This is a genomic window from uncultured Rothia sp., assembly GCF_963555405.1.
In the GTDB taxonomy this organism is placed as follows: domain Bacteria; phylum Actinomycetota; class Actinomycetes; order Actinomycetales; family Micrococcaceae; genus Rothia.
In genome coordinates this window covers 151,134-172,588 of record NZ_CAUVVO010000001.1, presented here as the reverse complement: position 1 = coordinate 172,588, position 21,455 = coordinate 151,134, and the positions used below count along the sequence as shown (strand labels likewise).

19 protein-coding genes are annotated in these 21,455 nt (G+C 61.3%); 9 read left to right on the top strand and 10 right to left on the bottom strand.

Features of this window, described 5'->3' with window-relative positions; genetic code table 11:
• Window positions 1-81 precede the first annotated feature (81 nt).
• From RWL87_RS00655 to dapC, 5 genes are all read left to right on the top strand, one after another.
• The gene (locus RWL87_RS00655; protein WP_313968568.1) at window positions 82-1,032 is read left to right on the top strand and encodes an NAD(+) diphosphatase; all 951 of its coding nucleotides are present in this window, start codon (window positions 82-84) and stop codon (window positions 1,030-1,032) included.
• A gap of 209 nt (window positions 1,033-1,241) precedes the next feature.
• Entirely contained in the window at window positions 1,242-3,152 is a 1,911-nt protein-coding gene (gene typA / locus RWL87_RS00650) for a translational GTPase TypA (RefSeq protein WP_313968567.1), read from the top strand.
• A 381-nt stretch (window positions 3,153-3,533) separates the two neighbouring features.
• Window positions 3,534-4,883 carry a PIG-L family deacetylase gene (locus RWL87_RS00645; RefSeq protein WP_313968566.1) on the top strand — a complete coding sequence of 450 codons (1,350 nt, stop codon included), beginning with the start codon at window positions 3,534-3,536 and terminating at the stop codon, window positions 4,881-4,883.
• Window positions 4,884-5,380: 497 nt separating this feature from the next.
• The gene (fdxA, locus tag RWL87_RS00640; protein WP_005505213.1) at window positions 5,381-5,701 is read left to right on the top strand and encodes a ferredoxin; all 321 of its coding nucleotides are present in this window, start codon (window positions 5,381-5,383) and stop codon (window positions 5,699-5,701) included.
• A gap of 211 nt (window positions 5,702-5,912) precedes the next feature.
• Complete coding sequence (gene dapC / locus RWL87_RS00635; protein WP_313968565.1) at window positions 5,913-7,052, top strand: succinyldiaminopimelate transaminase; 1,140 nt, start codon at window positions 5,913-5,915, stop codon at window positions 7,050-7,052.
• 119 nt (window positions 7,053-7,171) lie between these two features.
• Here dapC and RWL87_RS00630 read toward each other — a convergent pair whose 3' ends face one another.
• The 7 genes from RWL87_RS00630 to dapD all read right to left on the bottom strand — a co-directional run bounded on the left by RWL87_RS00630 (window position 7,172) and on the right by dapD (window position 14,165).
• Window positions 7,172-8,110: an amino acid ABC transporter permease gene (locus RWL87_RS00630; protein WP_200962838.1), complete on the bottom strand. Its 939-nt coding sequence runs from the start codon at window positions 8,108-8,110 to the stop codon at window positions 7,172-7,174.
• Complete coding sequence (locus tag RWL87_RS00625) at window positions 8,107-8,790, bottom strand: amino acid ABC transporter permease (protein WP_005505219.1); 684 nt, start codon at window positions 8,788-8,790, stop codon at window positions 8,107-8,109. Before RWL87_RS00625 ends, RWL87_RS00630 begins: the two co-directional genes overlap by 4 nt.
• Window positions 8,791-8,810: 20 nt before the next feature.
• Complete coding sequence (locus RWL87_RS00620) at window positions 8,811-9,641, bottom strand: glutamate ABC transporter substrate-binding protein (RefSeq protein WP_070604112.1); 831 nt, start codon at window positions 9,639-9,641, stop codon at window positions 8,811-8,813.
• Window positions 9,642-9,656: 15 nt separating this feature from the next.
• Entirely contained in the window at window positions 9,657-10,421 is a 765-nt protein-coding gene (locus RWL87_RS00615; protein WP_005508489.1) for an amino acid ABC transporter ATP-binding protein, read from the bottom strand.
• Window positions 10,422-10,797: 376 nt separating this feature from the next.
• Window positions 10,798-11,811: a UDP-glucose 4-epimerase GalE gene (gene galE / locus RWL87_RS00610; protein WP_049327623.1), complete on the bottom strand. Its 1,014-nt coding sequence runs from the start codon at window positions 11,809-11,811 to the stop codon at window positions 10,798-10,800.
• Between the two features lie 201 nt (window positions 11,812-12,012).
• Entirely contained in the window at window positions 12,013-12,897 is an 885-nt protein-coding gene (locus RWL87_RS00605) for a DUF4253 domain-containing protein (RefSeq protein WP_313968564.1), read from the bottom strand.
• Window positions 12,898-13,199: 302 nt separating this feature from the next.
• A complete protein-coding gene (dapD, locus tag RWL87_RS00600; protein WP_005505235.1) occupies window positions 13,200-14,165 on the bottom strand; it encodes a 2,3,4,5-tetrahydropyridine-2,6-dicarboxylate N-succinyltransferase in 966 nt (321 codons plus the stop codon).
• A 101-nt stretch (window positions 14,166-14,266) separates the two neighbouring features.
• Between dapD and dapE the strand changes: the two genes are divergently transcribed.
• From dapE to RWL87_RS00580, 4 genes are all read left to right on the top strand, one after another.
• A complete protein-coding gene (dapE, locus tag RWL87_RS00595) occupies window positions 14,267-15,445 on the top strand; it encodes a succinyl-diaminopimelate desuccinylase (protein WP_070737594.1) in 1,179 nt (392 codons plus the stop codon).
• A 120-nt stretch (window positions 15,446-15,565) separates the two neighbouring features.
• Window positions 15,566-15,967 carry a taurine ABC transporter substrate-binding protein gene (locus tag RWL87_RS00590; RefSeq protein WP_313968563.1) on the top strand — a complete coding sequence of 134 codons (402 nt, stop codon included), beginning with the start codon at window positions 15,566-15,568 and terminating at the stop codon, window positions 15,965-15,967.
• Between the two features lie 5 nt (window positions 15,968-15,972).
• A complete protein-coding gene (locus tag RWL87_RS00585) occupies window positions 15,973-17,331 on the top strand; it encodes a hypothetical protein (protein WP_313968562.1) in 1,359 nt (452 codons plus the stop codon).
• Window positions 17,332-17,514: 183 nt separating this feature from the next.
• On the top strand, window positions 17,515-17,892 hold the full coding sequence (locus tag RWL87_RS00580; RefSeq protein WP_096741066.1) for a twin-arginine translocase TatA/TatE family subunit: 378 nt from the start codon (window positions 17,515-17,517) through the stop codon (window positions 17,890-17,892).
• 73 nt (window positions 17,893-17,965) lie between these two features.
• Here RWL87_RS00580 and RWL87_RS00575 read toward each other — a convergent pair whose 3' ends face one another.
• From RWL87_RS00575 to RWL87_RS00565, 3 genes are read right to left on the bottom strand one after another with little or no spacing between them, the layout of a single operon-like run.
• Entirely contained in the window at window positions 17,966-19,168 is a 1,203-nt protein-coding gene (locus RWL87_RS00575) for a P-loop NTPase (RefSeq protein WP_313968561.1), read from the bottom strand.
• Entirely contained in the window at window positions 19,158-20,072 is a 915-nt protein-coding gene (locus tag RWL87_RS00570; protein WP_313968560.1) for a DUF1003 domain-containing protein, read from the bottom strand. The genes RWL87_RS00575 and RWL87_RS00570 overlap by 11 nt, the downstream gene beginning before the upstream one ends.
• Complete coding sequence (locus RWL87_RS00565) at window positions 20,065-21,393, bottom strand: magnesium transporter MgtE N-terminal domain-containing protein (RefSeq protein WP_296548394.1); 1,329 nt, start codon at window positions 21,391-21,393, stop codon at window positions 20,065-20,067. Before RWL87_RS00565 ends, RWL87_RS00570 begins: the two co-directional genes overlap by 8 nt.
• Window positions 21,394-21,455: the final 62 nt, after the last annotated feature.

Genomic DNA, 21,455 nt, shown 5'->3' with positions numbered 1-21,455 from the left:
GATATGGGACGATACGGCGAAAAAATCGAAACCTGGCACGCTATCGTGGCCCTTGCAATATCAAGATGTAGAGTAAAACCTATGACTTCTTCACCTGAACACATGCCCGCTGATACTCACGCACCCGCTGATACTCACTCACTGCGCTACCTGCTGATTTCTCGCGCGGGAGAAACCCTCCTCAACGATGACGGAACCCTGCACTACCTGACCGGTAGCGATACTGCCGAGCCGCTGACCGAAGAGGCTATCCTTGCGCGTAGCGTGATTCGCCCCGCCGCCTACGGTACCGATGAGGAGAAGAACAGCGGGGCACAGGTGCACGTGCTCTACTGCGAGGACGAAACCCTCGCGCAGGTCGCCGCCGACCTCAACAACCCTCGGGTGCACGCCTCCACTAGCGGTTTCCGTTACTACCCGGTCCACGACGACCCGCAAGGCCGCGCCCACTACGCCACCGCCCTGGCGCGCCGCGACTACCTCATCGACATGCGCTACTCCGCCTACAGCGGCGAGGAGGCTCCCCTCGGCTCGAAGGGCATCCGCCGCACCGCCTCCGGCGAAATGGTGTTCCCCCGCATTGAACCTGCCGTCATGGCGCTGGTGACCAGCCGCGACGGCGAGCGCGTGCTGCTGGCGAATAACCGCCAGTGGCACCCCAACCGCTTCGCCCTCATCGCCGGTTTCGTTGACCCCGGTGAGAACCTTGAAGAGGCGATTGCCCGCGAAGTCTACGAAGAGACCGGTCTGCACGCCCTCAGCACCGAGTACCGTATGAGTGATGTGTGGCCTTTCCCGCGTTCGCTCATGATTTGCTACCGGGTGCGCGTGGATGAGAACGAAACTATCATTCATCACGACGGTGAGATCCGTGCCGCACGCTGGTTTACCGCCCCCGAGTTGCGTGAGGCGATTGCTATTTCGGAGGAGCGCGGTAACAGCGACGAGGATGACCCCGCCAAGCTGGAGTTGCCCGGCACGAATGCCGTTGCCCGTCGCATGATTGATGAGTGGCTCGCAGAAAAGCCCTAGTGATACACTGGTAGCTAAGCCCAACGGAGGGGGGTCCGTTTTGGCGTGCCCGGAAACGTTCTCATCGCAGAGCGGGTCCACTGGCATACACTCAAACCGGCAAACACCCCCAGATAACCTATCTAAGGTACTGCCCCGTGACCCCCGCGCCTTCGAGAGCGCACCCGCTGGCAAGACTATCCCCTAGATTTAAGCGAGAAACTTAACGCATGTCTGAAAACACCGCTTCGCGCCCCGACCTTCGCAATGTGGCCATCGTGGCACACGTTGACCACGGTAAGACCACCATCGTCGACGCGATGCTGCAGCAGACCCACGCCTTCTCTGCCCACGCAGATGTTGAAGACCGAGTCATGGACTCCGGCGACCTCGAAAAGGAAAAGGGCATCACCATTCTGGCGAAGAACACCACCGTGTTCTACAACGGCCCTTCCGCCAACGGTGAGACCATCACCATTAACGTTATTGACACCCCCGGCCACGCCGACTTCGGTGGCGAGGTGGAGCGCGGCCTGTCCATGGTTGACGGCGTTGTGCTGCTCGTGGACGCATCCGAAGGCCCGCTGCCCCAGACCCGCTTCGTGCTGCGTAAGGCACTGGCTGCTAAGCTGCCCGTGATCCTCGTGGTGAACAAGGTTGACCGCCCCGACTCCCGTATCGACGAGGTCGTTGGCGAGTCCATGGACCTGCTGCTCGGCCTGGCATCTGACCTGGCGGACGAAGTTCCGGACCTGGACCTGGACGCTGTGCTGAACGTTCCGGTGGTGTACGCATCCGGTAAGGCTGGCGCTGCATCCCTGAACCAGCCCGCAGACGGCCAGCTGCCCGACAACGACGACCTTGAGCCGCTGTTCAAGACCATCATCGAGCACGTGCCCGCCCCCACCTACGACCCCAACGAGGTTCTGCAGGCACACGTGACCAACCTGGACTCCTCTCCGTTCCTGGGTCGTCTGGCACTGGTCCGTATCTTCAACGGCACCCTGAAGAAGGGCCAGACCGTTGCATGGGCACGTCACGACGGTGAAATCAAGAACGTCCGCATCTCCGAGCTGCTGGCTACCAAGGCTCTCGAGCGTGTACCCGCAGAGTCCGCTGGCCCCGGCGAAATCGTCGCAGTGGCTGGTATCGAGGACATCACCATTGGTGAAACCCTCACCGACGCTGAGAACCCCAAGCCCCTGCCGCTGATCAAGGTGGACGACCCCGCGATCTCCATGACCATCGGTATTAACACCTCCCCGCTGGCTGGCCGCGTCAAGGGCGCAAAGGTCACCGCACGTCAGGTGAAGGACCGCCTGGACCGCGAGCTGATCGGTAACGTGTCTATCAAGGTTCTGCCCACCCAGCGTCCGGACGCGTGGGAAGTTCAGGGCCGTGGCGAGCTCGCCCTGGCTATCCTCGTGGAGCAGATGCGCCGTGAGGGCTTCGAACTGACCGTGGGTAAGCCCCAGGTGGTTACCAAGACCATCGACGGCAAGGTCTACGAGCCCATGGAGCACATGATCATTGACGTGCCCGAAGAGTACCTGGGCGCTGTCACCCAGCTGATGGCTGCGCGTAAGGGCCGCATGGAGAACATGGCGAACCACGGTACCGGTTGGGTCCGTATGGAGTTCGCTGTTCCCGCACGTGGTCTGATTGGTTTCCGTACCCAGTTCCTGACTGAGACCCGCGGTGCCGGTATTTCTTCCTCCTACTCGATTGAGCACGAGCCCTGGGCTGGCGACATTGAGTACCGCACCAACGGTTCGCTGATTGCTGACCGTGCCGGCGTGGTGACCCCCTACGCGATGATTAACCTGCAGGAGCGTGGCACCTTCTTCGTGGAGCCCACCTCCGAGGTGTACGAGGGCATGATCGTTGGTATGAACTCCCGTGCAGACGACATGGAAGTTAACATCACCAAGGAAAAGAAGCTGACCAACATGCGTTCTTCGACCGCGGACAACTTCGAAAACCTGACCCCGCCGAAGAAGCTGACCCTGGAGGAGTCCCTCGAGTTCGCTCGTGAAGACGAGTGCGTTGAGGTGACCCCCGAGGCGATTCGTATCCGTAAGGTCATCCTGGATTCCAACGAGCGTGTCCGCGAGTTCCGCCGCCGCGCACGTGCGAACTAGTACAGCGCGAACTGATAGCGCGTTAGCGACTCACCTGATGTAGCGGGCGTCGTTGCCCAGAGTCGTTGTTCAAGAGCCGCCGCTACCTTTCATATGGAAGGCAGCGGCGGTTCTGTTTAACCACCCCGATCCGTTCGGGAAATAACGGCGGGCGGCGGGAGAGAAGGGGGAGGAAAGCCGGGCGCTTTTGCTTTCTGCCTAAAACTGCTTCCGAAAAGCCTGAACACCCCGCGCTGTACATGCGAGTGTGTAAGATAAAATAATGCGCCTGCACGGTGGCGGCACCCGTCCGTTACTCAACGTCTGCTGATCAACGACGTAAATTGCTGGCGCGCTTTGACCGTCCAAGAAACCCAACCCTGCGTATGAGAGGGAAAGCCTGTGTCTGAAACCGAGAACACTCAGCCTGATTCTGCGACCCCCAGCTACCCCACGCAGGGTGAGCGCATCACTCCCGGTTCCCGCCGTGACCTGCTTCCGAATAACTACGATGCGAAGAAAGCACGCATCCTGTTTGTGCATGCACACCCGGATGACGAAACCTCCTCGACCGGCGCGACCATGGCGTACTATGCGCAGAAGGGCGCGGAGGTGTACCTGCTGACCGCTACCCGCGGTGAGCTGGGCGAGGTCATCCCCGAGGAACTGCACCACCTGGAGGTTGGTAAGCCCGGTTGCCGCGATAACGGTGAGGCGCTGGGCGAGTATCGCACCGGTGAGCTTGCCGGCGCTATCAAGGCGCTGGGCGTGAAGAAGCAGTTCTTCCTGGGCCAGGCGCCCGCCGTCGCGGAGGGCGCGCTGCCGCTGTACCGTGACTCCGGCATGGCGTGGGGCCCGGAGGGTAAGCCCGTCGCTAACCCGGTGGCGGCGGCTGATTCGTTGACCGCGCAGCCGCTGGAACCGCAGGCTCAGGCGCTGGTTGCCGCTATCCGCGCCCTCACCCCGGATGTTCTGGTCACCTACGATTCGGGCGGCGGCTACGGCCACCCCGACCACGTGCGCGTGTACGAGATCGTGCACCGTGCCCTGCAGATCCTTGAAGATGACGAGGACCGCCCGATTCTCACCTGGGGGATTGAGGGTGAGTTCGATACGGCGGATCAGCGCGTGCAGGCTGCTATTTACGGTGACGGCACCGCCAAGCGCAAGGCAATGGAGGCGCACCGCACCCAGATCACGGTGGTGGACGAGAAGACTTTTGAGTACTCGAATAAGGTGCCGCAGAAGATTTCTGCCGTGGAGACTTTCCGTGTGCTCGACGGTGACCCGACCGCGACCGTGCACCCGAAGCCGCAGGAGGCTGGTCTGGTGGCGGGCGTTCTGACCGGCTCGATTCTGGGTATTTTTGCCGGTATTGCCGGGTCGATTTACCACGCCTGGGTCGTGTACGCGGGGGATACCGCCCTGCCCCTCGGCTTGCTGGTGGCGTACCTGACGGTTTTCTTTACCGCCCTGTGGTGCGCCCTGTCGCTGCGTCGTGGCTATGCGGCGGCGGTCGTGGCTGTTGCAGTGTTCGTGACCGTGTACGTGCTCGGTTACGGTCGCCCCGATTCGCCGTTTGTTTTGGTGAACCCGGGCCATTCGGCGATTGGCTTCTACGGTGCCCTGTGGTGGTTTGGTGCCCCGGTTGCGGCGATGCTGGGCATGCTCGTGTACACGCGCGCTCGCGTGAAGGACGCACAGTATTTCTCACCGCGTGCGGCGCATCAGCGCGCTCGCGCTAAGAAGTAGCCTGATGGTTATCGCTAAGTCATAACGTGGGGGAGGGGCGTTCCTGTCTGCCGGGGCGCCCCTCCTGCTGTTTTGGGCGCGGCACAGTTGCTGTCTTCTGCACCCGCCGGACAGAGGCCCGGATAGCGGAAAATAGGGAAGAAAATTTATGCGTTATTCGGTGAATTTAGCGGGGTGGAAATAGTGGCGACTTCATCAAAAAACTATGTGACGAAGATTTCATTTTTGGCTTAATCTATTTTTAAAAACCAGCCGACTAGTCGTAATGCAAATAAATACCAGGTCAGCCTAGCCTAAAAAATGCCCCCACAAACCCAATTACCCACTGTCTGATACACCACGAAAATACTGTTAAACAGTCAGCGCGCGATAGACTATACACAGACTTCCCCGCCGGGTACCACCTACTCGGCGGTTTACTCTGTAGATTTTGCCCTGCAGCAGACGACCCGCAGACCGGCGGGCACGGGGCGAACAGCTTCTAGAAAGGCACACCAATGACCTACGTAATCGCGCTTCCCTGCGTGGATGTCAAAGACCGCGCATGCGTTGAAGAATGCCCCGTCGACTGCATCTACGAAGGCGAACGCACCCTGTACATCCACCCGGATGAGTGCGTGGACTGCGGCGCCTGCGAGCCCGTCTGCCCCGTAGAAGCAATCTACTACGAAGACGACGTCCCCGAAGAGTGGAGCGAATACGTCAGCGCCAACGCAGACTTCTTCGACGACCTGGGTTCCCCGGGCGGCGCAGCAAAGCTCGGCCCCACCGGCAAGGACGTGCCCTTCATCGCGGCACTGCCCCCTCGCGGCGAGTAACCCAAAGCGGCGAGTAGTAGCCTGCGGCGAATAATAGCGACAACCGCATAGACTGACCGCACCCGCTAACGGGTGCCAAGAGCCTCCATCACAGCACCCGGTGCCCACGCACCGTCTAGGCGCTGGAATGGAGGCTCTTGCTGTAGGCACGCCAACGCACGGACGCTAGACTAAAATGACGAAAACTATTCCCAAGCAACCAGGTGACACAATGACTTACGGCCTGAACCTGCCCGAATACCCCTGGGAGGCGCTCGCCCCCTACCGCGCAACCGCGGCCGCCCACTCGGATGGTCCGGTGGACCTGTCCATCGGCACCCCGGTCGACCCGACCCCGCAGAACATTCGTGAGGCGCTGGCGGCTGCCTCCGATGCACCCGGCTACCCGACCACCCACGGCACCCCCGCCCTGCGTGAGGCTATTGCCGAGTGGTTTGCGCGCCGCCGCGGCGTGACCGGCCTGAGCCCGGAGGCGATCATGCCCACGGTCGGTTCGAAGGAACTCGTGGCGTGGCTGCCGTTCCTGCTGGGTCTGGGCCCGGGCGATGTGGTCGTGTACCCGCGCGTTGCGTACCCCACCTACGATATGGGTGCCCGCTTTGCCCGCGCCGAGTCCGTGCCCGCCGACAGCCTGGACGAGCTGGACGCTGACATCCGCAGCCGTGTGAAGCTGATTTGGGTGAACTCCCCGGCGAACCCGAACGGCACGGTCCGTACCGTGGAGCAGCTGCGTGAGATTGTGGCGCAGGCGCGTGAAATCGGTGCCGTGGTGGCGTCCGACGAGTGCTACGCGGAGCTCGGTTGGGGTGCCTGGGATGAGGCGCGCGGCGGTCAGTCGGTGCCGTCCATCCTGGATCCTCGTGTGTGCGATGGTGATTTTACCGGCCTGTTTGCCGTGTACTCGCTGTCGAAGCAGTCGAACCTTGCCGGTTACCGTGCCGCGTTCATTGCCGGTGCCCCCGAGCTGATGCCGAACCTGATTAATAGCCGCAAGCATGCCGGCATGATTGTGCCCGCCCCCGTGCAGGCTGCCATGATGGTGGCGCTGGCTGATGAGGCGCACGTGGCGGCGCAGAAGGACCTGTACCGTGCCCGCCGCGAGGTACTGCAGGAGGCGATTGCCGCCGCCGGTGGCCGCATTGAGAATTCTGAGGCTGGCCTGTACCTGTGGACCACTTTCGGTGAGTCCACTTGGGATTCGATTGGTCGCCTGGCGGAGCTGGGTATTATTGCTGGCCCCGGCGTGTTCTACGGCGAGGACGGCGAAGGCTACGTGCGTATTGCCCTGACCGCTTCTGATGAGGCGGTGGCGAAGGCTGCTGAGCGTCTGAAGGCATCGGCCGCTAAGTAGCCCCGACGGGTCTAACTAGCCCGCATAGCAGAAAGCCCCCGCACCCTCCCGAAAGGGGAGTGCTGGGGCTTTGCCGTATCTGCTGATAATCGTTGGCTGAGGAGCCCGAACGAGAAGGGTTACTTGCGGTCGCCGGGCAGAACGAACATCTGAACGGTCGGCGGGTTCGGGTTATCCAGAGCGTCCGGAATCAGGTTTCGGGTCACCTTCGCGGAGGTGCGCGACGCCAGCCTGTCCGTAATGCCGGTTGCTACAGCCGTCAGCACGAAGTTCACCGTCACGAAGAGTGCCGCCGCCAGAATCAGGGTCTGCAGCACGTTACCGTCACCGGAACCGATGCGGCGCGCCGAGGCGAGCAGCTCTGGGTAGGAGATGATGTAACCGAGTGCGGTGTCCTTCAGAATCACCACGAACTGGCTGAGCATCGAGGGCATCATTGCGGTGAACGCCTGCGGAAGCAGGATCCGAATCAGCGTCTGGGTCGGGGTCAGACCAATCGCAAGACCCGCCTCGCCCTGGCCGCGAGGAAGCTGCTTCACGCCCGAACGCAGCAGCTCAGCAATCACCGAACCGTTGTACAGGGTCAGACCAATCACCACGGCGATGAAGGGCAGCTGAGCAGGCGGAAGACCGCTGTACTTGCCCAAAAAGAGCCAGAAGAAGATCATCATGATCAGCACCGGCACGGCGCGGAAGAACTCCACCACCACGGTGCCGAACCAGCGGATAACGCGGTACTGGGAGAGTCGAGCAATACCGAAGACCACACCGAACGCAACCGAGGTAACCACCGAAACCGCTGCCGCCGACAGGGTCGAGGCAAGGCCCGGCAGGTAGTAGGAGCTCCAGGCGCGGGCGGTGAACAGGTCAGTCCACTTTTCTGCCTCCAGCTGCCCCTTCTGACCCATCACGGTCAGCACATACACCGCAAATAGTGCAAAAAGGATTACAGCAGCAATGTTGAAGATGCGGATACGACGCTGCGCAATAGGACCCGGCTCGTCGAAAAGCACCGAAGAAGTGGCGCGGGTGTCATTACTGATAAAAGGGTTTTTCATCGCTTCACCGCCAGCTTACGGGATGACCAGGTGGTCAACGCACCAATGGGAACAACAATAATGACGAAGCCCATCGCAAACATGATGAAGATAGCGAGCACCATGTTCGCGTCGAACTCAATCATAGATTTCATCAGCCCGGAGGCCTCCGCCACCGACGCGACCGAGGCGACAGTGCTGTTCTTCGTCAACGCAATCAGAGTATTGCCGAGCGGGGTAATGGCACCGCGTAGAGCCTGAGGGAAAATCACCAGGCGGGCGGTGTCGAAGAAACCCAGACCGATAGCGCGTGCCGCCTCAGCCTGACCCTTAGGCACGGTGTTCACACCCGAACGGATCGCCTCGCAGATAAACGCCGAATGGTAAATCGACAGGGCAATGACCGCGTACACGAAGAAGTTCGTGTCGAAATCGTGCGAGAAGGAGAGCTGGAACTGCGTCCACACACCCAAAATGGCGAAAGTCATCATGATGGTGAGCGGAGTATTACGGACAGTGTGCACATAGGCGGTGCCCACCCAGCGCAGGGACGGGACGGGGCTGATGCGCATGAGCGCCAGCACGGTACCGAGAACGAACGAGCCAATAGCCGCCCAGAAGGTCAGCTGAATATTGGTCATGAAGGCGCCAACCACATCGTACTTGGACAGGAGGGTGCCGAGTTGGTCAAAGAATGACATTCGTGAACCTCTCTAGAGGCCTAGGCGCAGGAGGTGCCCAGGTGCGGCGGGTTGGTTTCGGTGTTGTAGTGGTAGCCGGTGCCTTCGGTGTACTTGGTGATGAGTTTCTCCCAGGTACCGTCGGCAACCATCTCGTTGATGGCGTTGTTCACGGCTTCGCACTTGTCGGTGCCCTTGGGCAGACCCACGCCGTAGCGTTCGGTCGTGAAGGGGGAGCCGACCACTTTCAGCTTGCCCTTGTTCGCTTTGGTGGCTGCCAGACCGGCGAGGGTAATGTCGTCGGTGGTGACGGCGTCCACCACGCCGCCGTTGAGGGCGACCACGCAGTCGGAGTAGCTGTTCTGCTTGACCAGGTTCACGTTCTTGGCGAACTTGTCCTGCACCTTCTGGGCGCTGGTGGAGCCGGTGACGGAGCAGAGGTTCTTGCCGTTGAGGTCGTCGGGGCCGTGAATATCGGTGTTATCGGCACGCACGAGCAGGTCCTGACCTGCGGTGTAGTAGGGGCCGGCGAAGTCCACGGTCTTCTTGCGGCTTTCAGAGATGGAGTAGGTCGCAAAAATCATGTCTACCTGACCGGTGTTGAGCATGTTTTCGCGGTTAGCGGCGGGGGATTCGACGAACTCAATCTGCTCTTCGGAGTAGCCGAGCTTACCGGCGACGTAGCGTGCCACCTCCACGTCGAAGCCGGTGTAGGTGTTGCCGTCCTGGTAACCGAGGCCGGGCTGGTCTACTTTGATGCCGATGCGGATCTTGTGGTCGCTGTCTGCGCTGGAGCATCCGGCGAGGACGCCGGTCAGAGCGAGGGATGCTGCTGCGGCGAGTGCCGCGAGCTTGCGTGAATATTTTTGCATGTTGGTCCCTCTGCTTTAGTGGTTGATGATCTTGGAGAGGAAGTCCTTGGCGCGCTCGCTCTTCGGGTTGGTGAAGAACTCGTCCGGGTGCGCCTCTTCGACGATCTCGCCGTCGGCAAGGAAGACGATGCGGTCTGCCGCCTTGCGGGCAAAACCCATCTCGTGGGTCACCACGATCATGGTCATGCCTTCCCTCGCGAGGGAGACCATGGTGTCGAGCACCTCGTTGACCATTTCGGGGTCGAGCGCGCTGGTGGGTTCGTCGAAGAGCATGACCTTGGGCTTCATGGCGAGTGCACGGGCGATGGCGACGCGCTGCTGCTGACCGCCGGAAAGCTCTGCGGGCATCTTGTGCACCTGGGAATCCACACCGACCTTCGCGAGCAGGTTCATGGCTTCTGCTTCTGCCTCTGACTTGGACATTTTGCGGATTCGGCGGGGCCCAAGGGTTACGTTATCGAGGATGTTCTTGTGCGCGAAGAGGTTGTAGGACTGGAAAACCATGCCGACTTCGGCGCGGAGCTTGGCGAGTGCGCGGCCTTCTTCGGGTAGTTCTTGTCCGTCAATGGTGATGGATCCGCTGGTGATAGTTTCGAGGCGGTTGATGGTTCGGCAGAGGGTGGATTTGCCGGAACCGGAGGGGCCGAGGAGGACGACGACCTCACCTTTTCCCACGGAAAGATTGATGTTCTTCAGAACGTGGTTGGTGCCGTAGTACTTGTTGACGTTGGCGATTTCGATGAGGTTTTTCTGCGCTTCGGGAGCTGCCTGTGCGGACATTTTGAACCCTTTCACGTGAGGTGCGTCTATGATGCGGGTTGTCTGTATGCTGAGTTTTCAGCTTACGCCTCAGACGGTTTCCTGTCTGCAAAATATTCACTTTACTGGGTAAGCAATGTGAATTTTTAAGCATGAATGCATAGTTATAGTATTTTTGACGTAAAAATATGGGTAAAAAACACCCCATCTTCACAAAAGGCTCTGACTAGGGAATATATCCTTCTCCTTCTCAACGCACTCACGAGGTGTCAAACGCCTTTGGGGAGGTAGTCACGACTTGGTAAAAATTTCGAAAAAAGTGCAAAAAAGTGCCCGATAGGTGAGATAAACACCTATCGGGCACTCTTCAACACCCCTCACAAGGGGCTAAAACAGCTTAGGCTTCGTAACCGTTGGGGTTGTTCTTCTGCCAGTTCCAGTGGTCGCGAACCATGGTCTTAATGTCGCGGCTAGCGCTCCAACCCAGATCCGCCAGAGCAGAGGAGGGATCAGCGTAAGAGACCGCAACGTCACCGGGGCGACGATCCACAATCTTGTACGGCAGCTCCTTACCGCACGCCTCCTCGAACGCGTGCAGAACCTGCAGAACCGAGTAGCCGTTACCGGTACCCAGGTTCCAGGTGTGCAGGCCGCCGTGCTCAGTAATGTAGTTCAGCGCCTTCAGGTGACCGTCAGCTAGGTCAACCACGTGGATGTAGTCGCGCACGCCGGTACCGTCAACGGTCGGGTAGTCGTTACCGAAGACGTTCAGGTGATCGCGGCGACCCACAGCAACCTGCGCGATGAAGGGCACCAGGTTGTTCGGGATGCCCGCCGGGTCCTCACCGATACGGCCGGACTCGTGCGCACCAACGGGGTTGAAGTAACGCAGCAGAGCGATGTTCCACTTGGAGTCGGAAGCAGCCAGGTCAACCAGCATGTCCTCAATGTGCTCCTTGGTGCGGCCGTAGCAGGACTGCGCATCCATGTTCATCTTCTCGATCAGAGGCATGGACTCGGGCTCACCGTACACGGTAGCGGAGGAGGAGAACACGATGGAGTGGCAGTCAGCCTCGTCCATTGCGTACAGCAGGTTCAGGGTGCCAGCCACGTTGGTCTGGTAGTACCACAGCGGCTTCTCTGCGGACTCGCCCACAGCCTTCAGACCCGCAAAGTGAATCACAGCGTCGGGGCGAACCTGCTTGAAGAGAGCCTTCATACCTTCGAGGTCGAGCAGGTCAACCTTGTGGAACTCGGGGGCGCGGCCTGCGAGTTCAGCGACGCGCTTGAGGGACTCCTCGGAAGAGTTCGCGAGGTTATCCATGACGACGACGTCGTGGCCTGCCTTGAGCAGTTCAAGTACAGTGTGGGAACCGATGTAGCCGGCGCCGCCGGTAACGAGTACCTTCATGATGTCCTTTCGGGCTTTATATATCCGGAAAAAGCGCTCCGGATGGGGGACAAAAGCTGTTGAGCTGTATCTAATAGTACAGCTGTGCACGGGGTGTAAGTACTGCGGGACACTGTGCGCTTGTGCACTCTGGTGTGAGCATGTGGGAGGCGTTATTGAGGTGTGCCGCCACTCGCCCCCGCCTCGCTGTATAGCTCGCGTCTAATCCCACCAGAAATACCACTGGCGGCTCTGGTGAATAAACTCCGCCAGCCGCTCAACATCTTCAAACACCTGGAACGGAAGATCGGAACAAAACGCGAACTGCTCGACCGCCAGATTCTTCGCCTCGACCGGGTCGGTGACGGGGCGTTCCACCAGAAACTCCAGGCAGTCAGCACCGTCAAGAGCCGCCGGGATTGCGCCGTACTTTTCACGCCAGTAGTGGGTGAACGCCAGCTGCGTCTCAGCATCCGGGCAGTCATTCCAGCCGCCGAAGGGCAGGTAAGCGGGGATATCGGCGGGGTCATTGGTCGGAATCTGTAGCAGGAGCATCTCGCCTTGATCCTCCTCATCCACAAGCTCATAGCGGAGCAGAGCACAAAGACACGGGGCGTCAGCTTCGGGTTCCTCATCAGGTAGAAAATCGGAGCTCATAAACTCGCCCATAAGTTTGTTGAGGTTGAAGTCGTCCGGGTCGTCCTCGTTGGTATCTTCGCCATCGCCCACAACCCGTTGCAACTGCCGGGCAATGGCGGCGCTGCCGTATTCTTCGGCGGAGGCACCACCCCGGGCTGTACGGTAACGCCCCAGGACAGCACGAGTGTAGGCGCTCACTTGCTCGGGGGTGAGAGTCTCAACATCGTCGATAATGTCGTGCTCAAGGGACACCGCGATAACCATGCTCTCAAGCACCGTATCGTTCAGGTTCAGGAAGAAGGGAACGAACCCCTCCGTGCGCCCCAACTCCGCCAGCTCATCGTAACGAGCCATGGCATCAGCTGCCGGGGTACCCGCCGGAATACGCTCGTGCGGGTAGGGGAAAAGGCGCGTAAAGTGCCGGTAGGTTTCGCTCATCGTCGACTCTGACTTAGTTGATTCAGGCATCTGAGTTCCTCTCTGAACTGTACAAGTGGTCAGTCATGGCGGGTACGCTGTACCCGGTACTACCAGCCTAGCGAAAGCCCGAGCCGTACGCCCTGAAAACGGTCATCGTAGCCGCCGCGGATTCGCGCCCAGCCTGTAAGAGCGGCGGACGAGGGAACACCGGGCGCAGAAAAGGGGCCGGGATGCTTCACACATCCCGACCCCTAAAGTTCACGGGCCGACCCCTAAAGTTCACGGGCCGACCCCCAACGTTCGCAAGGGCAACCAGCGCTAGTCCAGGTACAGACTAGTTCAGATGCAGACTAGTTCAGGTGTAGCGCCTCGTTCAGCTCCACGGTGTTCTTCGCACGCGGCAGAACCTCAATCGCGCCGCTGATCGAATTGCGGCGGAACAGCAGATTTGACACGCCGGACAGCTCCGCAGCCTTCACCACGCGCGCCTCCTGACCGGGCAGCAGAACACTCACGCGCGAACCAGCGGTCACATACAGGCCAGCCTCAACCACGCAGTCATCACCCAGGGCAATACCGATACCGGACTCCGCACCCAGCAGAGAACGCTCACCAATAGAGACGCGCTGAGTGCCACCACCGGAGAGGGTACCCATCGTGGAGGCGCCGCCACCCACATCCGAGCCGTCGCCCACCACAACGCCCTGAGAAATACGGCCCTCAACCATGGAGGTGCCCAGGGTACCGGCGTTGAAGTTCACGAAGCCCTCGTGCATCACGGTCGTGCCGGACGCCAAGTGCGCACCCAGGCGTAGACGGTCACCGTCGCCAATACGCACGCCGGCGGGAACCACGTAATCCACCAGGCGCGGGAACTTATCAATGTGGCTCACGCTCAGGTGGCCCAGCTTGCGCAGACCAATCGCCAGCTTCTGGAACTCGGCGGCAAGCACCGGGCCGTGGTTGGTCCACGCAACATTCGCCAGGGTGCCGAACAGACCGTCCAGGTTCAGCTCGTTGGGGCGAACCAGAGTGTGCGAGAGCAGGTGCAGACGCAGGTACGCGTCGACCGCATCTTCGGGTGCCTCATCCAGGTTGATGGAGGCGGTACGCACCTCGGTACGGGCGTTGCGCGCCGGATGCTCAACGGCCAGGTCCTCCAGTTCGTCCGCGATGGACAGGTCGGGAGTCTGGGTGAGGGAGGGAGCGGGGAACCACGCATCCAAGACGGTGCCGGCGTGCTCGCCAGAGACAACAACATTGACCAGTGCGACGCCGGAGGCGTAACGGGGAGTGTTTTCAGACATGCCTCCCATTATAGTTTTGGGGGTGAGAGCCCCTTCAAGACCGTCTCATATGCTCGATATCGGCGTTGTGGGCGTGGGGGTGGGCGCGGGCGAACCTGTAAGGTGGAAGGATGAGCGTTTCCCCCAAGAACTCTGAGCTTCACCCTGTACCGCAGCCGCCCCTGAACCTGGACGTGTCCATGCCTGAGCTGACGCGTGCCCTGCTGGATTACGAGTCGGTTTCCGGCAATGAGCAGCCAATTGCTGACGCCGTGCACATGGCGCTGTCGTTCTGCCCGCACCTGCACCTGACCCGTGACGGGGACGCCATTATCGCCCGCACCGAGTTCCCGCCGCTACCCGGCGCTGAGGGGGAACGCACCCGCATTATTCTTGCCGGTCACCTGGATACCGTGCCCTTGCCCACCGTTGAGGGTTCCCCGGGTACCGTGCCGTCCACGGTGCGTGAAGAAGAGGACGGGTACGTGCTCTACGGCCGCGGCGCAACCGATATGAAGGGCGGCGTGGCGGTCCAGTTGAAACTTGCCGCCGAACTGACCGCGCAGGACACCGACTACAACCTGACCTATATCTTCTACGACAACGAAGAGGTCGCCAGCGAGCTCTCCGGCCTGGCGCGTCTGATCCGCAACCACGGTGAGCTCATCACTGACGCAGACTTCGGCGTGCTACTTGAACCGACCAACGGCACCATTGAGGGCGGCTGCAACGGCACCATGCGTTTCTTCGTGCGCACCCGCGGCCTTGCCGCCCACTCGGGACGTGCATGGCACGGCGAGAACGCAATTCACGCCCTGGCACCGGCGTTGGCGGCGCTCGCCTCCTACGAGCCGAAGACTATTGCTGTGGAGGGCCTGGACTATCGTGAGGGTCTGAATGCGGTGCAGATTTCTGGTGGCGTTGCCGGTAACGTGATTCCTGATGCGGCGGCAATGCACGTGAACTACCGGTTCGCCCCGGATAAGACCCTGGACGAGGCGGTCGCCCACGTGCGTGAGGTCTTCACCGGTTACGAGCTGGATTTTGTGGATCTTTCCCCGGCGGCTCGCCCCGGACTGGACACCCCGCTGGCGGCTTCCCTGATTGAGGCGGTGGGGCAGGAGCCTCAGCCGAAGTACGGTTGGACGGACGTAGCACGCCTGAGCGAGATCGGTATTCCCGCGGTGAACTTCGGCCCCGGTGACGCTCTGCTGGCTCACACCGATAACGAGCACGTGAGCTTTAGCCAGCTGACCCGCTGCCACGCCGATTTGCGTGCCTGGCTGCTCAGCGACCGTGACGAGGACTAACCGCGACGAGGACTAGCCGCGGCGCTAACTCTGTTGGTGCTGATTCTGCCGGTGCTGGCGCTACTATTTAAATTTAGGTGACCGTCAGGGGTTGACGGTCCTGCATGATATGAGATTGACATGAACTTTCTTCTGATTCTGCTTGCCCTGCTGATTTCGGGCATTGCGGTGCTCTCCGTTGTGGCGCTCGGCGGTGAGCGTGCCGTGCCCGGTGCCGCGTTCTTCAGCGGCGTGGGCCGTGACGGTCTGGGCACCTTCGACCGTGTGGAGGATTTCGGCTTTATCGCTCCTCTCGTCGGTGCATCCGAAGATAACAAGGCACTTGAGAACGCACCCGCCGCTGAGTCTGCTGCTTCGACCGCAGAATCTGCTGATGCTAACGTCGCTGCCGCTGAGCCGGTTCGCCGCGGCGCGGTTCCGCTGGCTGACGAGGCTGAGAGCACCCTGAGCGCTCACGAATTCGTGGAGAAGCGCAAGAGCCCGCAGGCTGAGGGTGCGTCTTCGGCGGCTGAGGGGAACTAACTCCTGTGAGTGTTTCGCCTGAACGTAATAGCGCTTCCCCTGCGCATTCCCCCGCGCAGGATGCCGCTACCCCCGCCTCCGGCAAGGAGCAGAGCGAGTCCTTTGATGAGCTACTGACCTGGGCGTACACCGCCGCCGGTGAGCGCCTGCACCGCGTGGGGGAGCGTCTGCGTGCCCTGCCCGCGTGGCTGTCGGTGCTGCTGATTTATGGTCTGTCCCGTGTGTGGGGTTTCATCGTTTTTGCCGTGGTCGGTCAGCAGCAGTTGCGCAGCCCCTGGGGTCAGCACCTGGATTACCTGTCGTTCATTAGCATCTGGGATGCCGGCTGGTATGAGCAGATTGCGGTACAGGGCTACCCGAGCGAGCTGCCGGTGAACGCGGCGGGCGTGGTGCAGCAGAATCAGTGGGCGTTTTACCCGATTTTTCCGCAGCTTTCCGGCGCTATTAGCCATGCGACGGGCATCGGCTACTACCCGGTGGCGGCGACGGTTGCTCTGCTTGCCGGTTTCGCGGCGGCGTGGGTGATTTACCTGCTGTTTGAGGCGTCGTTGAAGGCGACCGGTTTCAAGAGTGAGGAGTCGCCTTCTGCGCTGTCCATGTGGGCTGTGGCGTTGGTGTCGTTCTTGCCGGTGGCGCCGGTGCTTCAGGTGCCGTATGCGGAGTCGCTGAACCTGGTGCTCCTTGCCGGTGCGCTACTGTGCCTGGTTCAGGGACGCTACGGTCTGCTGGTTCCTGTGGCGGCGTTGGCGTGCCTGTCCCGCCCGGTGGGTGTGCCCCTGGGCGCGGCTGCTGGCCTGTGGTGGTTTGCGTGCTGGGTTCGTTCGAGCCGCCAGTCGGGTATGGGTGCGGCGTTTGTGCGCCATCTGGGGCAGCTGGTCAGCGCCTTGGTGGTGTGTGCGTGTGCGCTGGTGTGGCCTGCGATTGCGTGGTGGGCTACGGGCCGTGTGGATGCGTACACCGCCACGGAGACAGCGTGGCGCGGCACCCATTTGGCGCCGATTCAGCCGTGGCTTTCGCAGGGGTACCTGTACTTTGGGTATGCGGCTCCGGTGCTGCTGACCCTGCTGATTTTGGGTTTTATTGCTCTGTGCTTGAGCCCTCTGGCGCGTAGGGTTTTGGCGGCTCCGTTGAACCTGTGGTGCCTGAGCTATTTTGCGTATTTGATTCTGTTTTTGAATCCGCAGTCGTCGACGTTCCGTCTGTTGTTGCCGTTGTTTCCGCTGGTGATTGTGGTGGCGGCGGCGAGCCGTTCGCGGGCGTATCGTTGGGCGCTGTTGGTGGCGGGTGCGTGTGCGCAGTGGGGCTGGGTTGGCTGGCTGTGGCATTGGAAGCAGCTGCCCGGCGGTGGAGACTACCCGCCGTAAACCGAATATCGTGACTGGAGACCGCCGGTGTGCTGCCGGCGGTCTTTTGCGTTCTTAGCCGTGGGCGCAATGGCCCTCTATGGTGCGGTACCACACGCCTTCTGCTTGTCCAGAGCTTAAAGACACGTCCAGAAAGCGCCGCGGGTTCGGCGGTGCTGGCTAGGAACTGATAATCTATATTCTGTGTTTGGTATTAGTGGCACCGAGTTGATTATTTTGGCCATCATCACGTTCGTGGTGATCGGTCCCGAACGCATGCCCGAATACGCCCGACAGATCCGTGAATTCGTCAAGACCGTGCGCCGCATGGCGTTCGACGCGAAGGACGACTTCAAGGAAGCGCTGGGCGAGACGGGTCTGGAAGATATTAACTGGCGCCAGTACGACCCCCGCCAGTACGATCCGCGCGTGATTGTGAAGCAGGCATTCGCTGAGGATGACGCTGAGCGTGAGCGTGAGGCAAGGGAACGTGAAGAGGCGCTGCTGAAGGAGAAGGAGAAGGCTGAGAGCCGTGCTCTTCCGCGAGGCGCATACGCCCCCTTCGACGTGGACGCCACCTAAGATTTTGAACAGAAAGAACCCCGCGCCGTGATGGTGCGGGGTTCTTTCTGTATCAGCTTGTAGAAGCTCAATCCTACACGAAGAGCGGCAGGCTCTGACCCGCCCGCGACTCGCCCGACTGCAGCAGCTGCGAGGCGATGGACTGGATTTCTTCGGCGGTGGGGGAGTCCGGGTGACCCCAGACGACGGGCATGCCGTCGTCGCCGCCGGTACGCAGGTTCACATCCAGCGGGACCGAACCGAGCAGCGGTACCGGGTAGGAGAGCGCCTCCGAAAGACGTTCAGCGAGCACCTGACCGCCGCCAGAACCGAACATATCGAGCACGGTGCCGTCCGGCAGGGTCATTGCCGCCATGTTCTCGACCACGCCTACGACCTTCTGACCGGTCTGCAGGCTCAAGGTGCCGGCACGCTCCGCCACATCCACCGCGGCGTGCTGAGGAGTGGAAATGAGCACCAGTTCCGCATTCGGCAACAGCTGAGCCATGGAGATGGCAATATCGCCGGTGCCGGGCGGTAAATCGAGCAGCAGCACATCCAACGCGCCGAAGTGGACGTCCATGATGAACTGCTCCAGGGCACGGTGTAGCATGGGGCCGCGCCACGCCACCGGCTCGTTACCCTTGAGGAACATGCCGATAGAAATCACGCGAATAAAGCCGCCGCTGACCTTCTGCTCACCCCAACGCTGGGCGGGGGCGGGCACGTCCACGGTCGGCGGAAGAATCAGGTCATCCAGGCGGGTCGGGGCGTCGGTAATGCCCAGCAGACCCGGAATGGAGAAGCCGTGCACATCCGCGTCAATGATGCCCACCGCAAGCCCGCGCGAGGCGAACGCGGCGGCAAGGTTCGCGGTCATGGAGGACTTGCCCACACCACCCTTACCGGACACCACACCGAACACGCGGGTCAGCGAACCGGGCGCGGTGAACGGGTTGGAACGCTCCGGCTTAAGCATAGAACGCAGGGCGGACCGCTGCTGCGGGTTCATCGCGCCCACCTGCAGCTGCACGCGCTCAATACCCTCAACGGTAGCGGCGGCGTCACGAACCTGCTGCTCGATGGTGTTCTTCAGCGGGCAACCCTCAATGGTGAGCAGAACCGTGACCTCAGCCCAGTGGCGGCCGGGAATCGGCTCACCGCGCTCATCCAGTTCAGGATGCACGAGCGCAGTCTCCACCATGCCCAGCTCCGTAATGGGGCGGCGCAGTTCGGGGTCCTCGACGCGGGCGAGCGCCGCGTAGAGCGCATCCTGCAGCGGGTTATCAGCGGTCACGGGCGCCTCCCTCACGGGTGCGCTCTGCCTGCTGCTGTGCCTGCTGGGATTCGCGGCTCTGAGGCTGGCTCAAATCGCCGTGACGGGAATCCTGCGCGGAGTCCTTCACGGAGTCCTTCACAGGGCGTTCAGCCTTGTCAGAAGACTTCTCGGTACCGTTCTCGGCGCCTTCAGTGCCCTGCTCCTCAGCGTCCTTCTCTTCACCCTCGGAGGTATCGATATCGTCGATAGCCTCCTCCAGGTCCTCAATGTCCTCGCTGATGTCCTGCAGCTGCTCGGCGTGACGTTCCTGCTCCTGCGCAATGTTCTGCAGTTCCTCAAGAATGTCACGTAGCTCGCTACGGACGAAGTCACGGGTCGCGACCTCACGCAGAGCAATACGCAGCGAAGCAATCTCGCGGGTCAGGTACTGGGTCTCCTCCAGGTTCTGCTGATCACGCTTACGGTCCTCGGACGCCACCACGCGGTCGCGGTCATCCTGACGGTTCTGCGCCAACAGCAGCAGGGGAGCAGCGTAAGAAGCCTGCAGGGACAGCATCAGGGTCAGCAGGGTGAAGTTCAGGCTACGCGGGTCGAACTGCATCTCCTCCGGCGCCAGGGAGTTCCAGGCAAGCCACACGCCACAGAAAATGGTCATCCACATCAGGAACTGCGGGGTACCCATGTAGCGTGCGAAACCCTCGGTCATACGGCCGAAAGCGTCCGGGTTGGGGCTGGCGAACAGCTTCGGCTTGCGGGTGCCGGGGGTGCTCAGCTGCGAGTCGCTACGCTGCGGGCGGGAGTCGCCGCGCTCGCGGTTGCGTTCTGCGTACTTCTTCTCCAGGCGGTCCTTGAGAATGCGCGCCTTATCGATGCGGGGGTTCTCTTCGGTACGGTTTGCGTCGCGGCGGTTCGATTCAGGCAAAGCGTCGTCCTACCTTTCGTACGGGAGTTCCATCATCGTAAGTGCGCCAGTCTTCGGGCAGGAGCGCATCGAGCACGTCGTCGATGGTCACTGCGCCTACTAGGCGGTGCGATTCGTTCACAATGGGAACGATGGTCAGGTCGTAGGTTGCCAGCACGCGTGCCAGCTCTTCCAAACTTGCCTGGTCAGAGACCGGCTCGGTGTCGGTATCGAGGATGTGACCGATCGGCTCGCTCGGCGGCACACGCAGCAGCTTCTGCATGTGCACCAGGCCCAGGTACTTGCCGGTCGGGGTTTCCAGGGGCGGGCGGGTCACCATGACGGCAGCCGCCATCGCCGGAGGAATCTCTTCGGCACGGATGTGCGCAAGCGCCTCGGCGACGGTCGCCTCGGGGGAGAGGATAATCGGCACGGGGTTCATGAGCGAACCGGCGGTACCTTCGTCGTATTCGAGCAGTCGACGCACGTCGTCTGCCTCGTCGGGTTCCATGAGTTCGAGTAGCTTTTCACGCTGGGCGTCGTCGAGCTCGATGAGCAGGTCGGCCGCGTCGTCCGGTTCCATCTCTTCGAGGACCTGCGCGGCACGCTCATCGTCCAGGTGCGAAAGAATTTGCACCTGGTCCTCGGCGGGCAGCTCCTGCAGAACGTCCGCGAGGCGTTCATCCTGCAGTTCGGCGGCGATTTCGACCATGCGCTTATCGCTCATCTCGTGGATGGCGTCCGCAAGGTCGGCGGGCTTGGAGTTCTCGTGGTTGGCCACGAACGCGGTTGCCGCCTGCGGTTCCACGTCGGTGGAGAGCAGGGCCTCGTCCCAGTCGACGATGAGGGTCTCCTTGGACCGGCGGCGCCACGTGCTGGAGGAGGAGCTGACGCGGGAGACGAACAGCTCGGTCACGCCCCAGTCGCCGTTGCGGCGCTGCTCAATGGCGACGTCCTCAATGACGGCGTCGCCGCTGCCGTCGAGCAGGCGCACGCGGCGGTCAAAGAGCTCACCGACGATGAGGGTCTCAGAGTTGCGCTGTTCGAAGCGGCGCAGGTTCACCAGGCCGGTCGAAATAATCTGTGAAGCGTCGATACTTCGCACACGGGTCATGGGCATGAACACGCGTTTCTTGCCGAGCACCTCAACGATGATGCCGACAACAATAGGTTCGGTGCCCTTGGCGGGGCGGGCGCCCGCAATGGACGCGCCCAGGCCGCGTTTGAGCACGACGACGTCTCGGAGACGGCCGAGGCGGTCACCGAAGGGGTCAAAAACGTCGAGGCCCAAAAGGCGGGCAATGTAAATCTTGCTGGGGGTGCTGAACTTCGAATTGCTCACCTCTCTAGGGTACGCTCCGCCGCGGGGATTCGCACTTTGAGAAGCCGAATTGAACAGGTGTT

What these genes read in the sequence shown, in the direction of transcription:
- RWL87_RS00655 (WP_313968568.1), top strand. Translation starts at nt 82, where the DNA reads ATGACTTCTTCACCTGAACACATGCCCGCTGATACTCACGCACCCGCT.
- typA (WP_313968567.1), top strand. Translation starts at nt 1,242, where the DNA reads ATGTCTGAAAACACCGCTTCGCGCCCCGACCTTCGCAATGTGGCCATC.
- fdxA (WP_005505213.1), top strand. Translation starts at nt 5,381, where the DNA reads ATGACCTACGTAATCGCGCTTCCCTGCGTGGATGTCAAAGACCGCGCA.
- dapC (WP_313968565.1), top strand. Translation starts at nt 5,913, where the DNA reads ATGACTTACGGCCTGAACCTGCCCGAATACCCCTGGGAGGCGCTCGCC.
- RWL87_RS00630 (WP_200962838.1), bottom strand. Translation starts at nt 8,110, where the DNA reads ATGAAAAACCCTTTTATCAGTAATGACACCCGCGCCACTTCTTCGGTG.
- RWL87_RS00625 (WP_005505219.1), bottom strand. Translation starts at nt 8,790, where the DNA reads ATGTCATTCTTTGACCAACTCGGCACCCTCCTGTCCAAGTACGATGTG.
- RWL87_RS00620 (WP_070604112.1), bottom strand. Translation starts at nt 9,641, where the DNA reads ATGCAAAAATATTCACGCAAGCTCGCGGCACTCGCCGCAGCAGCATCC.
- RWL87_RS00615 (WP_005508489.1), bottom strand. Translation starts at nt 10,421, where the DNA reads ATGTCCGCACAGGCAGCTCCCGAAGCGCAGAAAAACCTCATCGAAATC.
- galE (WP_049327623.1), bottom strand. Translation starts at nt 11,811, where the DNA reads ATGAAGGTACTCGTTACCGGCGGCGCCGGCTACATCGGTTCCCACACT.
- RWL87_RS00605 (WP_313968564.1), bottom strand. Translation starts at nt 12,897, where the DNA reads ATGCCTGAATCAACTAAGTCAGAGTCGACGATGAGCGAAACCTACCGG.
- dapD (WP_005505235.1), bottom strand. Translation starts at nt 14,165, where the DNA reads ATGGGAGGCATGTCTGAAAACACTCCCCGTTACGCCTCCGGCGTCGCA.
- dapE (WP_070737594.1), top strand. Translation starts at nt 14,267, where the DNA reads ATGAGCGTTTCCCCCAAGAACTCTGAGCTTCACCCTGTACCGCAGCCG.
- RWL87_RS00590 (WP_313968563.1), top strand. Translation starts at nt 15,566, where the DNA reads ATGAACTTTCTTCTGATTCTGCTTGCCCTGCTGATTTCGGGCATTGCG.